General features: G+C 43.5%; 21 protein-coding genes. 3 read left to right on the top strand and 18 right to left on the bottom strand.

Annotated elements, in window-relative coordinates; translation table 11 throughout:
- The first annotated feature begins 39 nt into the window (after nucleotides 1-39).
- On the top strand, nucleotides 40-291 hold the full coding sequence (locus PUN35_RS03885) for a hypothetical protein (RefSeq protein WP_014477099.1): 252 nt from the start codon (nucleotides 40-42) through the stop codon (nucleotides 289-291).
- Nucleotides 292-361: 70 nt separating this feature from the next.
- Here the strand turns inward: PUN35_RS03885 and ldcB are convergent, their stop codons facing one another.
- Both ldcB and deoD read right to left on the bottom strand, forming a co-directional pair.
- The gene (ldcB, locus tag PUN35_RS03880) at nucleotides 362-1183 is read right to left on the bottom strand and encodes an LD-carboxypeptidase LdcB (RefSeq protein ID WP_014480046.1); all 822 of its coding nucleotides are present in this window, start codon (nucleotides 1181-1183) and stop codon (nucleotides 362-364) included.
- A gap of 82 nt (nucleotides 1184-1265) precedes the next feature.
- Nucleotides 1266-1967, bottom strand: a complete 702-nt coding sequence (gene deoD / locus PUN35_RS03875; RefSeq protein WP_014480047.1) for a purine-nucleoside phosphorylase — start codon at nucleotides 1965-1967, stop codon at nucleotides 1266-1268.
- Nucleotides 1968-2168: 201 nt separating this feature from the next.
- Between deoD and PUN35_RS03870 the strand changes: the two genes are divergently transcribed.
- Nucleotides 2169-2294, top strand: coding sequence for a hypothetical protein (locus PUN35_RS03870; protein WP_003231174.1), 126 nt, complete (start codon nucleotides 2169-2171; stop codon nucleotides 2292-2294).
- A gap of 39 nt (nucleotides 2295-2333) precedes the next feature.
- Here PUN35_RS03870 and yodL read toward each other — a convergent pair whose 3' ends face one another.
- The 3 genes from yodL to PUN35_RS03855 all read right to left on the bottom strand — a co-directional run bounded on the left by yodL (nucleotide 2334) and on the right by PUN35_RS03855 (nucleotide 3573).
- A complete protein-coding gene (gene yodL, locus PUN35_RS03865) occupies nucleotides 2334-2648 on the bottom strand; it encodes a shape determination protein YodL (protein ID WP_004399431.1) in 315 nt (104 codons plus the stop codon).
- A 60-nt stretch (nucleotides 2649-2708) separates the two neighbouring features.
- Nucleotides 2709-3320 (bottom strand): phosphatidylglycerophosphatase PgpB, encoded by a 612-nt coding sequence (gene pgpB / locus PUN35_RS03860; protein WP_004399336.1) that lies wholly within the window; start codon nucleotides 3318-3320, stop codon nucleotides 2709-2711.
- 76 nt (nucleotides 3321-3396) lie between these two features.
- Nucleotides 3397-3573 carry a YozD family protein gene (locus PUN35_RS03855; RefSeq protein ID WP_014480049.1) on the bottom strand — a complete coding sequence of 59 codons (177 nt, stop codon included), beginning with the start codon at nucleotides 3571-3573 and terminating at the stop codon, nucleotides 3397-3399.
- Nucleotides 3574-3691: 118 nt separating this feature from the next.
- Here PUN35_RS03855 and PUN35_RS03850 point away from each other — a divergent pair, with 118 nt between their 5' ends.
- The gene (locus tag PUN35_RS03850) at nucleotides 3692-3835 is read left to right on the top strand and encodes a hypothetical protein (protein ID WP_003231164.1); all 144 of its coding nucleotides are present in this window, start codon (nucleotides 3692-3694) and stop codon (nucleotides 3833-3835) included.
- On the opposite strand, the gene PUN35_RS03845 is transcribed toward PUN35_RS03850, so the two are convergent.
- From PUN35_RS03845 to cgeD, 13 genes are all read right to left on the bottom strand, one after another.
- Nucleotides 3832-4512, bottom strand: a complete 681-nt coding sequence (locus PUN35_RS03845) for a hypothetical protein (RefSeq protein ID WP_014480050.1) — start codon at nucleotides 4510-4512, stop codon at nucleotides 3832-3834. The genes PUN35_RS03850 and PUN35_RS03845 overlap by 4 nt on opposite strands.
- 147 nt (nucleotides 4513-4659) lie before the next feature.
- Nucleotides 4660-4884 carry a YozE family protein gene (locus PUN35_RS03840; protein ID WP_003231160.1) on the bottom strand — a complete coding sequence of 75 codons (225 nt, stop codon included), beginning with the start codon at nucleotides 4882-4884 and terminating at the stop codon, nucleotides 4660-4662.
- A gap of 86 nt (nucleotides 4885-4970) precedes the next feature.
- A complete protein-coding gene (locus PUN35_RS03835; RefSeq protein ID WP_004399539.1) occupies nucleotides 4971-5249 on the bottom strand; it encodes a YokU family protein in 279 nt (92 codons plus the stop codon).
- Nucleotides 5246-6661 (bottom strand): lysine 2,3-aminomutase, encoded by a 1416-nt coding sequence (ablA, locus tag PUN35_RS03830; protein ID WP_014480051.1) that lies wholly within the window; start codon nucleotides 6659-6661, stop codon nucleotides 5246-5248. The genes PUN35_RS03835 and ablA overlap by 4 nt, the downstream gene beginning before the upstream one ends.
- Nucleotides 6662-6689: 28 nt before the next feature.
- Nucleotides 6690-7517: a putative beta-lysine N-acetyltransferase gene (gene ablB, locus PUN35_RS03825; protein WP_014480052.1), complete on the bottom strand. Its 828-nt coding sequence runs from the start codon at nucleotides 7515-7517 to the stop codon at nucleotides 6690-6692.
- A complete protein-coding gene (locus PUN35_RS03820) occupies nucleotides 7495-8805 on the bottom strand; it encodes a peptidase (RefSeq protein WP_072592546.1) in 1311 nt (436 codons plus the stop codon). Before PUN35_RS03820 ends, ablB begins: the two co-directional genes overlap by 23 nt.
- Before the next feature lie 8 nt (nucleotides 8806-8813).
- Nucleotides 8814-9467, bottom strand: a complete 654-nt coding sequence (locus tag PUN35_RS03815) for a 3-oxoacid CoA-transferase subunit B (protein WP_004399417.1) — start codon at nucleotides 9465-9467, stop codon at nucleotides 8814-8816.
- Nucleotides 9452-10141: a CoA transferase subunit A gene (locus tag PUN35_RS03810; protein ID WP_014480054.1), complete on the bottom strand. Its 690-nt coding sequence runs from the start codon at nucleotides 10139-10141 to the stop codon at nucleotides 9452-9454. The genes PUN35_RS03815 and PUN35_RS03810 overlap by 16 nt, the downstream gene beginning before the upstream one ends.
- A gap of 6 nt (nucleotides 10142-10147) precedes the next feature.
- Nucleotides 10148-11482 carry an aspartate aminotransferase family protein gene (locus PUN35_RS03805; protein ID WP_014480055.1) on the bottom strand — a complete coding sequence of 445 codons (1335 nt, stop codon included), beginning with the start codon at nucleotides 11480-11482 and terminating at the stop codon, nucleotides 10148-10150.
- The gene (locus tag PUN35_RS03800; RefSeq protein WP_003230835.1) at nucleotides 11463-11618 is read right to left on the bottom strand and encodes a hypothetical protein; all 156 of its coding nucleotides are present in this window, start codon (nucleotides 11616-11618) and stop codon (nucleotides 11463-11465) included. The genes PUN35_RS03805 and PUN35_RS03800 overlap by 20 nt, the downstream gene beginning before the upstream one ends.
- A complete protein-coding gene (locus PUN35_RS03795) occupies nucleotides 11612-11761 on the bottom strand; it encodes a YjcZ family sporulation protein (protein WP_015251877.1) in 150 nt (49 codons plus the stop codon). The genes PUN35_RS03800 and PUN35_RS03795 overlap by 7 nt, the downstream gene beginning before the upstream one ends.
- 43 nt (nucleotides 11762-11804) lie before the next feature.
- Nucleotides 11805-12584, bottom strand: a complete 780-nt coding sequence (gene cgeE, locus PUN35_RS03790; protein ID WP_014480056.1) for a spore maturation N-acetyltransferase CgeE — start codon at nucleotides 12582-12584, stop codon at nucleotides 11805-11807.
- Between the two features lie 28 nt (nucleotides 12585-12612).
- On the bottom strand, nucleotides 12613-13893 hold the full coding sequence (gene cgeD / locus PUN35_RS03785; protein ID WP_014480057.1) for a spore maturation glycosyltransferase CgeD: 1281 nt from the start codon (nucleotides 13891-13893) through the stop codon (nucleotides 12613-12615).
- Between the last annotated feature and the right edge of the window lie 54 nt (nucleotides 13894-13947).

The raw sequence follows: 13947 nt of genomic DNA, 5'->3' as shown, positions 1-13947 counted from the left end.
CATATGCTGATAGAAAGTCAGGATAGGAGGGGAACAATATTGGAGAGATATTATCATCTTTGCAAAAACCATCAAGGTAAAGTCGTCAGAATTACAGAGAGAGGCGGGAGAGTTCACGTCGGCAGAATTACCCGTGTAACAAGAGACAGAGTTTTTATAGCTCCGACCGGCGGAGGGCCAAGAGGTTTCGGTTACGGATATTGGGGCGGTTATTGGGGATACGGAGCAGCTTACGGGATTTCCCTCGGTTTAATTACAGGGGTCGCTCTTGCTGGTTTATTCTTCTGGTAAGCATAGAACAAATGCTAGATTCACCAGACACAATGAAGCCCGCTTATCTAGTGTAAGCGGGCTTTTCATTTTAAATTTTCTTCACTTTTTCAAAGTACTCTTCTAGCGTTAAATCATTATCTTGGATGACCTTTGCGGCTTTTTTGCCTACATAGCGCAGATGCCATGGCTCATATTCATATTTCGTGATATCTTCTTTATTTTTCGGATAGCGAATGATAAAGCCATATTTATAAGCATTGTCCTGCACCCATTTCCCGTCTGCCGTGCTTCCGAACGCTTCATTTAGCTCAAAGCCATTGCTCCGGCTCGAAATGTCCATCGCAAGGCCTGTTTGGTGCTCGCTTTCCCCGGGGTAAGCGACCGCTTCCTTTGCCTTCTTTTCCCCTTTTAGGCTTACTTCATTGTCAAAAATGACTTTCTGTCTGTCATACGAACGGTACCCTGAGACAGCTGCCAGTTCATAGCCTTCCTTTTTGGCAGCATCGAACATTGTTTTTAATGCGTCGGCCGCTTCTTTTCTGATGTAACGTTTTTGAATCTTTTCTTCAAAAGAAAACTCTACATCAGGTATGACAAGATCGCTAGGTTCATAGTTTCCGGGCAGTGCATATTGTTTATTGACAAGCGCGAGTATATTTTCTGGATTTTGAATGGTTTCCAGACCATCGACTTTTTTAATATCATTGAAATACTGGCTTTCCAATGAAAACTCACTGTTTTGAGTGTTTGATTTTTTGCTGTCAGCTGTTTTTTGTTCTGTTTGCTTTGTTTCTGCTGTGGTTTTCGTATCCTTTTGAGCATCTCCGTTCGACATGCTGCAGCCGGCTCCGACTATTGCCGTTACACTCAGAGCGGCAGCCAGTGAGAACCATTTACCGGACTTTTTCATATTACATTACCTTCCTTTTATCAATCGTTTCCGCATTCATAAAGAAGAGGCTGCCGGCACCCAGCACGCCTCTTGATATATTTTATTGTGATACGGAATGTAAAGCCACTTCTATCATATCATGAAATGTCGTTTGACGCTCTTCCGCTGTCGTTTCTTCTCCTGTTAATACGTGATCACTCACGGTGAGAATTGACAGGGCTTTTCTTCCGTGCTTCGCTGCTAATGTATACAATGCAGTTGTTTCCATTTCAACGCCAAGCACACCGTATTTTGCAAGTTTTTCAATTTGCGAATCGTCGTTGTAGAACTGGTCAGCTGTAAATACGCTTCCTACAGTCACCGGCACACCTTTATCCTTTGCGGCATCATAGGCATTTTTTAAAAGCTCGAAATCTGCGCAAGGCGCAAAATCAATGCTTCCAAAAGCGACTCTGTTCATTTGTGAATCAGTTGAGGAGGTCATCGCCAAAATGACGTCTCGCACTTTGACATCTTTACGAATAGCGCCGCAAGAACCGACTCTTATTAGATTTTGCACATCGAAGCTTTGAATTAATTCATTCACATAAATTGAAATAGACGGAACACCCATTCCCGTGCCTTGTACTGAGATTTTTTTACCTTTATATGTACCCGTAAATCCATACATGCCTCTGACTTCATTGTAGCATTCTACATTTTCAAGATACGTTTCTGCAATAAATTTTGCTCTGAGAGGATCTCCCGGCAAAAGCACTGTATCCGCAATTTGTCCTTTTTCAGCACCTATATGTACACTCATCTCATATCCTCCTGTAAATCTAAATTATCATCCAGCCCGTCCATTTTACAACGAATGTCATGATGAAACAAACTTCAGCATTGATTATAAAGGAATATGTCGAAAAAAGAAATGTTCGAGGATCTGTTTGGCACTTCCTCAGAAAAACGGATAATCGGGGTGTTAATTTGAAAACCTAACCGCAGGAAGGAGGGGTGGGACATGGGTAAAAAACATCGCAACCGGATCACCGGCCAAAAAAAGAACAATCATATACCTGAAAAAGATATCATTGCAGCTGAAGAAGCACACGGGAAAGAATATTCTGCTGCCAAACGCAAGCCTTAAAACTGCAGAAAACTGCGGGTTTCCGCAGTTTTCTTTTCATTATGTCGTTTGTACAATCAGACGATTGATTTTCCTCCAGCCGGCGGGAAGCAGTTGATAATATGTTTTCCCTTTTCTGCCTTCATCAATCAGGATCACGTCCCCTGTGGCCATAAATCTTGCATCATAATCACTCGGAACAGTGTCGAATACATTAAACAAAGAGAATGCTCTTTTCAGCACGTCTTGATGATCGCTCCCGTTCAGTTCAGTTCGATAGACGGCTCTGTAGCCCTTTTTTTCGCCAAACCGGGGTGTCTGAAATATTGTCACGTCATAGGAACAAGACTTCTTTTTAAACACGGATAACATCATCAAGATCCCCTCCCTTTTATTTCTTTAACATATTGGCGTTTTTGCTGTGTTTTCCTCTCTCTATTTTTGTCGAAACCGCTTAATCTTTTCGTCAAAACCTTTTACTAGGAAAAACAGAAGCAAGCCGAGGCTAAAGCCGCCTAACACATCTGTCACAAAATGAACCCCCAGATACACTCTGCTTATGCCGACTAAAACAGCAATTACACCGGCTATGATATATACCATTTTTTTATGCTTGGACAAAAACGGGAGGTGTTTCACTAAAAAGTAGGCAATAACAGGATAGACACAAGCAGCATTCATGGAATGGCCGCTCGGAAAACTGAAGGATGATTCATGAACCAGCGGTGCAAAATCAGGCCTCACTCTTTCGATCCATTCTTTTAAGACTTTGTTTAACAGCCGATCTGTGCCGAATACTAAGAGCATCAACAGGCCGTCCCATGTTTTTCTGTAGAAAAACATGCCTGCTCCAATGATGACAATTAGAGGGAGCAGAAAAGAAGAAGCACCAAGATGCGTGATCCCCGTCATGACTTCATTAAGCCATGGCTGACGGATCAAAACAGCTGCCTTGCTTATTGCTTCATCTGCAGATTGAACAGCATTTGTATGAATGGCCGCAGCTAGAATGAGAAAGAAAAGAAACAAACTAACGGGCTTGTACAATTTAACCACCTCAATTTTCACAGAAGTCATAGAACATGAATAATAAAACCGGAGCTGACAACTCCGGTTTTAAGCCTCACTCATCTTCATCCAGCTCTTCATTTATCATACATTTTTCTATCAAATAATCAAAGGTGATATCAGCGATTTCAAACAGCTCATCCTCACTCGGTATGTAGCCCCGTCTTGCAAGCTCTCTGTAAAAAAATTCAGCGATTTCTTCCGTATCAATCACAAGATCTATTTCTTTCATCTCCGTACCGCCTCCTTTTTTATGTTTTATGAAAAAACAGGCTGAATTATACCCGGTGTTCTAAACAATTCTTTCAGTCATATATTGAATAAAAAACGAGCCATGGGAGGCTGACGCTATGATTGCTAAAATGATGGAAGCACTGGACGGAGAAAGATTTGATATCATAATGGAAAAAACGCTCAAAGGAATGACGCGTGTGATGATTTGGGGCTGTCTGCCATATTTTTTATATGTCTTGATCCGTATGTTCACAAACTAACTGAAATGCTCTTTTAAACTTTCCAAAACAAACATCATCATGTCTTTATATTCTTCATCATGAAACATTTCGTACAGAATTTTGTAGTCATTATAAATATCCAGAAGCTCATCAACAATTGACACAGCAAGGATGTGAAGGGTATCTTGATCTTCATCATCGCCTTCAAACTGAAGAAGAGCAGACGATGCGATATCTTCGCCGATCTCATGGCCAGTTTCTCCGACATAATGGACAAACAACAGCTGATGCACAAACTGGTCCATTTCATATTTTCTAAGCACCAGCGTGAGATCCTCTTCCTCCGTTTCAAGCCACTCTCCATCCTTTAAACGGGTCAGCTCATAAATGATATCTTCCCAGCCATCTTCTAAATATCTCCAAATTTCTGTTCTATGGCCGATAATGCGAAAGAGTTCTTTTCCATAATCTTTTACATAAACAACGTCCCCAATAAGGAATTCATACTCAATATCAAGCTTCTCCATGTCGACAATGACACCCTCATAATCTTTATAAAGCTGAATAGATGATTCAAAGTATAAAACTTCGTTATGATTGACTTCATAAAGATAGTGTTTATCAATTTGGTGTACTTTTGTGATGGTGCCGACTGTTCCATACATAATGACGACTACGATATCCCCTACTTGGAATTTCGGTTTATTTTGCTTCATGGTGTCTCCCCCTCGCCGCAACATTTCTCATACGCTATCGTATGCCGGGTGAAGCCAATTCGCATGGGCATGAAAACCAAAGGAAATATCCAATTATGGTATGGGAGACATAAAAAAATCCGCAGTGATCTGCGGATGAAACAGCTATTATCTGCCGTGCACTTCAGACTCGTATTGATCCCAAGCTTCATCAAACGTCGCCATCGTGTGAAGGTAATCAGCATTCAGCTCCAAATATGAACTGATTTCATGATAATCGGTAGATGTTTTTGGAAAGCTGTGATCCTCATACGCCTGATTGGCAAATTCACTGATGCTGTCCTTCGGCTTAGGGTGTCTGTATTTCAATAAATAGTGATAAAAGGATTTCATGGGTTTCCCCTCCTGGTGTCTGTCTTTTGTTGTTCTATTATACAGTTCAAGTGTAAAATTACAACAAAAGAATACTGAAACATGACTCAGGAGAAGTCAAAATAGTTGCGTTTCAAAATTCTTTCTGTCTCCATGAGCTGCTGATATGTCAGGCTTTCAGGCAGTTTTTTTGTTTGAATTAAAAGCAGCTGATCCTCAATCTCCTTAACCGTGTTTTCCTCTTGATAGGTCATACCGCAGGAAGAACATACCATGGCAGGGGTGTCTGTCAGTTCTATAGCCCTCGTTCCATCAGGGAGCTCCCAGTACACCGTGTTCCTGCCGGGCACCGCTTCAAGCTCGCCGCACCATTCGCATGTTTTCATGAAGAATCCCCTCCGCATTCAGTCTCTTTCTGTTTTTTCTGCTGCGCCAAAAATTTCTTTTCTTTGAGCTGATCCCTTTTCTCACGCCGATCTTTTAATGTTTCATGCTCCGGATTTGCGATGTATGCCTCTCTCCTTTTGATTCTGTCTACATTTTCAGGTGTAAACGAAACTTCTTTGTCAGCAAAAATGGCACTCAGCCCGATCGGCTCCTTTTTGTCAGCGGTTTCAGGGAAAACGGACTCAAAATAGGCGTCTGCCTGATTGGGGATATAATTCTCTGGTTCCGGATATGACGTAATCACACCTTCAAAATTTCTTAAGGTCACTTTGTCAGGACTTTGTGACAGGACATAGTTTGGCTGCAGGGCGATTTTACCTCCTCCGCCTGGTGCGTCAACGACAAAGGTAGGAACCGCATAGCCTGAGGTATGGCCTCTCAGCCCTTCAATGATCTCCAAACCTTTGGAAACAGGAGCTCTGAAATGCCCGATTCCCTCTGACAGATCACATTGGTAAATATAATAAGGACGGACTCTGATTTTTACCAAGTCATGCATGAGCTTTTTCATAATTGGAACCGAATCATTAATACCTGCTAATACGACAGCCTGATTTCCGACCGGCACTCCCGCGTTCACCAGCTTTTCACATGCCTCAACGGATTCTTCTGTCATTTCGATGCTTGTGTTAAAATGGGTATTCAGCCAGACCGGATGATATTTTTTCAATATCTCGCACAGATGATCGGTAATGCGCTGCGGAAAGACAACGGGCGCTCTTGTTCCGATTCTGATGACTTCCAGATGCGGAATGCTGCGCAGCTCTTTTAAAATATATTCTAAAATTTGGTCGTTGATGAGCAGCCCATCACCGCCTGAAATTAAACAATCGCGGATTTCGGGTGTTTCCCGGATATAAGCAATTGCAGCATCAAGCTGTTTTTTTGGGACGCCCATTCCGATTTGTCCGGAAAAGCGCCTTCTTGTGCAGTAGCGGCAGTACATAGAACATTGATTCGTGACAAGAAACAGCACACGGTCGGGATAGCGGTGTGTCAGACCGGGTACCGGTGAATCTTCATCCTCATGAAGCGGGTCTTCCAGATCGTATTTTGTTTTGTGCATTTCTTCAGAAAGCGGCACAGACTGCATGCGTACCGGGCATCTCGGATTGTCGGGGTCCATTAAAGAAGCATAGTAAGGTGTAATATTTAAGGGGATCGTTTTAGTAGAAATTCTGACGCCTTCCTCTTCATCCTCAGTCAGATTGATGACTTTCTTTAAATCATCTAACGTTCTTACAGTATGTGTCAGCTGCCAAAGCCAATCGTTCCATTTCTCTTCCGGAACGTCCTTCCATAACTCGATCTCCTTCCAATGCCGTTTCGGTTTATACCATTTGTTTTTCAAACGAATTCCTCCTCGCGCATATTTTGACTTACAGTTGCTTGCACCAAATATTCATGTTTTCAAGGCCTTCGGCTATAAAGCAATTATTGATCAGCCTTCCGCCATATTGATAACCTGAATGGTACAACACAGCATTCATCCCAAAAGACGAAGCACGGGCGAGAGAAAACACATGAAAGATATCCTTTCCAGCCATTTCTTTTTCTAACGCCTCGATTAAAAAGCTTGTTAACGAATGGCCGCGATATTCCGGCAGCACAGCGCAATCGGTTATTTCTGCATGCCCAAGCTCTGGATTGATTTCTGCGCTTGCTGCGCTGATCAGGCGGTCATGATCAAACATGATATAATACACCGTATTTGCATTCATCGTCTTTTCAATATAAGCGGGGTCAAATACTGGGGTTGGGTACGTGCGAAATACTTTTTTATACAGCATCGATAGCTGGTACATGTCGTTTGTTTCTGCTTTTCTCATCGTAAAAACGGGTTTACTGTCGTTGCGAAGACGGGGCGCTGTGCGATATATGGCTTCGATGATCTCCTGTTCCTCTGTATAAGAATCTGTTTGTCTTCGGCTTTCTGACAGATAACGTACCATGACACAAGCCGAATGGCCGAGATAATAGCCCTTTAGATAGCCCTCCGGCGCAAATAATTGTTTGGCAAGCATTGGCTCATCATGCTGCTTCGCATAGACGATGATTTTTTCTGCATTCTCTTCTTTTGCCGCTGCCACGATATCCGGCAGAACCTTCTCAATGGCTCCGTCATAACGGACCACTCTGATTCGTTTATTAAAACCGTCATGGTCCAAAACTGCTGTGACACCGCTACTCTTTATTGACTTGAGCATCCGCATCCTCCCCATCTGTATGAAGCCCGCACCAATCCATGACAAAAAGTGCAATAATTTTAGCAGATTCTATCATGGCTTCAACCTCAATGTATTCATTGGCCTGATGAGCCGTTTTTGTTTCCCCCGGCCCGAAAACGATTACTGGTGTATCTCCTGCATGGTACAAAAGCCCTCCATCCGTTCCCCACGGGGAAGCCTCAATAATCGGCTCTGTCTGTTTCATTTTTTGATAGGCTGATTGCAGCACAGAAATTAAAGGATGATCATCAGGTAAATCATTCGGCAGCCATTGAGCGCCAAACCATTCGACTTGTACGGGATGGCGTTTAAACCATTCGTCATGGTATTCTAAATCCTTCAGCCAGTTTTCCAATTCAAGTTTTACAGCTTCTGTTTTCTCATGGGGAGCAATTCCGCATCTCCCTTCTATGACGACACGGTCTGCAACTGAAGATGGCCAGGCACCGCCTGAGATGGTGCCGATATTCACCGGTACCGGTATTGGGATATTGTCATACAGCGGATCTGAAATTCTCGCATTGCGGACTTTCTCCAGCTCTTGTAACGCTGTGATAACGTGCATGCTTTTTTCAATCGCGCTTACCCCTTCATAGCGTGTGCCCCCATGTGCGGATAATCCCTTCACAGTGATCCGAAACCACATCGAACCCTGCTGCTTAATAAATAGTTTCATATTCGTCGGTTCAGGAATCAGTGCCCCGTCAGCACGATAGCCTCTCATGATGGCGGACAGTGTACCGGCGCCGCCGCACTCTTCATCTACAACACTCTGAAACAATACATCTCCCTTCAGTTTGACATCGCAGGCGTGCAGGGCTTCTAAAGCAAAAAGAAGGGCTGTATTGCCTCCCTTCATATCCGTTGAACCGCGGCCGTATATTTTACCGTTTTCTTCGACAGCTTGATACGGTTCATACTTCCAATCCTTTACGCTTCCTTCAGGCACAACATCGATATGGCCGTTCAAAATCAGGGACCTACCTTCGCCGGCTCCCGTTTTTTTAGCCACGATATTCGGGCTCTCATGAAAATCGGATCGGTTAGATTTAAAGTAGGGATGCTGTTTTAATTGCTTTATGCTTGGCTCCCATACATCAATGTCCATATGAAATTGCCGCAGCTTTTCAAGCACAACAGCTTGGGCGTTAAACTCTGACCCCAATGTGCTTTTTTCCCCAATGAGCCTTTTGAGAAGACGAATGGCTTTGGCCGAATGCTGATCAAGCCACTCGATTACTTTTCTTTCAATGTCTTGCATCCTCATTCCCCCTCTTAAGAAAAAGGCATATCTATTTTGATTTCAGCTTCTGTCAGCCTCGTCACCTCATCGATTGTCGAGCCATTCATCAGCTCTTTTAAAATGAAGTGATGGCTATCGACCTCAAGAACCGCTTTTTCGGTAATAATCAAATCTACACAGCCTGCAGCAGTTAATGGCAGCGTACATCTTTCTGTTAATTTAGGCCTTCCCTTTTGATCTGTATGACTCATGACGACAACCACTTTTTTCGCTTTTTGGGCAAGCTCCATCGCCCCGCCCATACCAGGCACCTTTTTTCCCGGAACAAGCCAATTTGCCAAATCTCCTGATTGGCTCACCTGCAGGGCGCCTAAAATCGTAATGTCAATTTTGCCTTTTCTGATCATTGCAAAAGACATGGTTGTATCAAAATAAGACGCCCCTTTTACAGCGCGGACAGGATATCCCGCGGCGTTGCATAAATGCGCATCCTCTTCTCCCTTTTCGGGACTTTCTCCAATGCCAAGGACACCGTTTTCCGCTTGAAACATGACCTGCATGTCAGGCTTCAAAAAGTTCGGTACCAAGGATGGGATACCGATACCGAGATTCACAATCATGCCCTGCTTAATTTCAGTAGCAGCGCGTTTTGCAATCTGTTCTCTTTCTGCTACTCCCAAGCCCATTTCCACTTCACTCCCTCGCTTCGTACAACCCCCTTAACAAAAACCCCCGGTGTGACAATCATTTCTTCAGAAATCTCCCCCATCGGAACGATACGCTCAGCTTCGGCAAAGGTTCTCCTGGCGGCCATTGCCATAAGCGGATTCATATTGCGCGCGGTTTTGTCATACGTTAGATTGCCGAATTCATCTGCAATGTAAGCATTGATAAAAGCAAAATCAGCCGTCAGCGCCTCTTCAATCAAGTATCGTTTTCCCGCCACTGTTACGATGTCCTTTTTTTCGCAAACCATTGGATTATCAATGCCCACATCGGTTAAAATACCGCCAAGTCCCGCTCCGCCAGCGCGAATCCGTTCCGCAAGCGTTCCCTGAGGTGAAAATTGAACCTCTAACGTCCCCTCTGTCATCTGTTTTCCGGCTACAGGATTGGAACCTATATGCGAGGCGATCAGGGTTTTGACCCGTTGATTAACAATAAGCGGGCCGATCCCTATATCCGGGAAACCGGCGTCATTGCAAATCACAGTTAAATCCGTTATACCGCTGTCCAATATCGCTTCAATCAATGAAGGAGGCGACCCGACTCCCCCAAAACCGCCAAACATCAGAACCGATCCATCCCGAACATCTGCAATTGCTGTGTCAATGCTGATTGCTTTTTGAAATGGCGCCATTTAATGTCAATCCTTTTTTAAGTTTTTTTCGACCGCTGCAACTGTTTCTGAAAAAATAGAGATAAGCTCTTCCATTTCAACGTCTGAAATGGTAAAAGGAGGAGCAATAATGACAGCATCTCCTTCTCCACTGTCTATTCCAGCTTTGGAAGGATAAACAATCAGCCCGCGTTTTTTCGCCTCGCTGACAATAAGCTGGGTTACCGCCTGCTCTGGCGGAAACACTTTCTTCGTTTTTTGGTCTGCCACAAATTCAATGCCTAATAGCAGTCCTTTTCCGCGCACATCACCTATAATGCCGCTTTGAGATGCCGCCTCATCAAGCTTTTTCTTCAGCACAGCGCCCTTTTTTTCTGATTGTTTGATCAAGCCGTGCTTTAACACATATCGCAAAACTTCAAGAGCAGCTTTGGCTGAATAGGGATGTGCACTATATGTGTGACCGCTCATAATCACACCTGACCCTTGTTTTATCGTTTCAATAATAGAATCAGATACGACGGCAGCGGCAATAGGTGCATACCCCGCACCGAGTCCCTTCCCCAGTACAGCAATATCAGGTACGGTGTCCCAATGCTCTGTCGCGAGCATCCTTCCTGTTCTCCCAAGCCCCGTCATCACTTCATCTGCAATAAAAAGCACATCGTGTGTGCGGCATACCTCACTTAATCTCTCATAATATCCCGGAGGCGGAGTAATCGCTGCTCCTGCAGCACCAATAATAGGCTCAGCCACAAAGCCGGCGATGAATTGGCTTCCGATTCTTTTGATCATAGTGTCCAGTTCATCAGCTGCAGTCTGAACAAAGTCTTCTTCCGTCTCATAATTCAGCCGATAAATATGTGGAGCTGAGATAGCTGGATACCGCTCAATGAGATGGGTGAACCGGTATCTCCTTTCATAAAAACCAGACAATGAAAGCGCTCCCAAAGTTATTCCGTGGTAACTGCTCCATCGAGACAAAAAGATGGATTTTTGTGTTTGCTTTTTTTCCTGCCAATACTGAATGGCGATTTTCATAGCTGTTTCTATCGCTTCTGACCCGCTGTTGACAAAAAAAGACCAATTCACATCTCCGGGCAGCTCCTGTGCCAAGAGAGCGGCTAATTGCTCGGCGGGCTCACTCGTAAACTGTGAGCGGTAAGCAAAAGACACCTGATCAAGCTGTTCTTTCAGCTTCTCAGTCACATCACGAACTCCGTGGCCGATATTACATGTCACCGCACCTGACGAGCCGTCGAGATATTTTTTTCCGGTCTGATCATAAACATATGAACCCTTCGCATAACTGACAACCGGATAGGCCGAGCTAAGCTCTGGCTTAATCAAATAACTGCTCATGCTCCCACCTCAAAACCCCTTTTACCATATTGTATGAGTGTCCAAATGGCGGCATGACGTTCCCCGCAAAAACTTTTTCACATAAAAAGAGCCTTCCTAATAGGGAAGGCTCTTTTGAAATTTCAGCATCTAGCAAATAAAAGCGGCTCCAACAATAATTAATAAAATGAACAAGACAACAATTAACACAAATGTATTTGTCCCGCAGCCAAATCCGTAACCGTACCCAGAGTATCCATACATGCTGTTTTCATCCTTTCTTATCACGATATACGGCATTTTATGCGGGCCAAGTCCCAAATGGTTTGTGCAAACGCCTATTTCATGTAAGGAAATAATGAAATACAGTATGCACCCGCTCATATTTTTTAAACGTCAGCTTTTCGTAAAACTGAGTTGCACCGTCAGTGCTTGCAGCCACTAAGTAGGCTGCTTCCATTCCTAGTGATTTGGCGATGGACAGCATTTCTTTCACTAAGATACTGCCGTAGCCCTTCCTTTGAAACTGATCTAAAATTGCCACTTCTTCGATTTTAGCCGTTTTCTCTTGATGATCGATAAACAGCTCGCCGCACCCAATGGGAACTTTCTGTGCCTGGTCGCTGTAACAAACAACAAGAATGATTATACCTGCTTCATAGAAAGGATATTTTCTTTTTAATTTTTGTTCAGCGATTGCTTCTCCAATATAAATGGAATCGTAAATTTTCATAATAGAAGATCCGTCGCAAAGACTTTTTGCCGTCCCCCATGCGGTTAAAGGATGTCCCATCTGCCCCTTCCAGTCACTAAGCTTCATGTCATATAGTAGCTCATCCTCGACGACAAAACCGCTTTTTACAAGCGACTGCTTCAAACCGAGCGGAAAAACATGCTGCGGCGACGCTTTTAAATGGAGATAATTCGCATCAAGCAGCTTTGGTACGGAGGGTAAAAAGTTAAGTAACCGCTCCAATGGAAACGTATCATGGAGCTGAACAAAGTTATGAGAAAAAATTTGCGGAAGCTGCGGATCTCTGTATACGCTGTAATGATCAAACGATGCCGATTCAGACGTTAACAATATATATTGATGTTCCGTTTTTGAATAATGTCCTGTCATGAACGTCTCCTTTTTATGACCTATACCTTTACTCTGTTGCAATATTCAATTTCTTTATAATCTCATCGTACACCGGATAAAACGGCTTTCCAATTGGAAATTGCTGAATATTTCGGAAAGAAGCGGAGATTGGCTTTTGATGTAAAAAAAACTTCCTTGTTACTTGTTCACTAATCGGGTGAAAGACGCCGTTTAGAAACAAAAACGGCTCGCGTTCGATGAAAAACAGACGTCGGCCAGGCGGATTTTTGATCAATTCAGATCGTTTCCACGTAATCGGCGGCCCTTCCGGAAGCGTCTCCATCTCTTCTTTTCCAATTGTCACTATGTCTTTTCTTTGAAATTGATAAAATTGAAACGCATACTGGTCCACAATTCGCCTTTTTTTTCCAGCTTCGATATAAAATATTGCAGGATGGTCAGCTTCCTTTACTAAAATATAATTCGGAATGTTTAAAATTTTGCCAATCCTATATTGGAATAAATATGGGTCTGGAACAGCGACAGTCCGATTTAGATACAAAAAACCCCACTTTTCTCCAACAGGATGCCTTACACCCTGATCAAAAAAATACACATTTTGATCTGAACCTTTTACAAAAGAGCCGTCAATCAAATCGGCGGGCAGAAACCGATATGCATTTTGAAATGAATCTGGGGTTTTATAGGTTGTGTCTAATACTTCATTTATCGGCAGAAATGGGGTAAAGTTGTTGAGTCTCGCCCAAAAAATTGCGTCGCCATGATTCCAATGCTTCATATCATCATCCCAGTAGCCTCCAAATTTATGGTGGATGAGATTAAGTAACGAACGGCGATGCATAACGGAGCAATGATCAACTTGAAAAGCGGCCTGATCAAGCACTGCATTGGCATTTCTGTAGAAATGTGAGATTTCCTCTCCCCTTTCGTTTACATGTACAACTTTTTGTTTTGAATAGACCGCCTGCGCTTCAGGCTTATGTGAAAACTCTTGCATCATACGGCTCAGCCGCTCAGGATGATAAACAGTGTCGTCAGTAAGATAGGAAATGTAATCGCCGTCTGCAAATGGGAGCGCACTGTTAATTAATGTGGCATAACGAGCTGTTTTTAATCGATCTGCAGGATGCACGAAACTGTTATGATATTGAATGCGCCGGTCGTGGAGATACTTGTGAATCACCGCAGTTGTTTCTGCATTCGAATGATCATCCATGATAAAAAGCTCCCAAAGATCATGCGTTTGCTGTATCACGCTTTCGATCGCTTTTTGCAAATAATCGGGTTTGTTGTAACTTGTTAAAATAATAGACACTTTCTCTCCCATCTATACCGCCTCCCTCCGTCAAACATAAAAACGGCTCCGCAGCAAGCGGAGCCT

Origin of the sequence: Bacillus sp. N3378-2at (assembly GCF_033412715.1) — a bacterium.
Lineage (GTDB): Bacteria > Bacillota > Bacilli > Bacillales > Bacillaceae > Bacillus > Bacillus subtilis.
The sequence above is the reverse complement of the archived record's forward strand: the minus strand, read 5'-3'. Positions and strand labels throughout refer to the sequence as shown.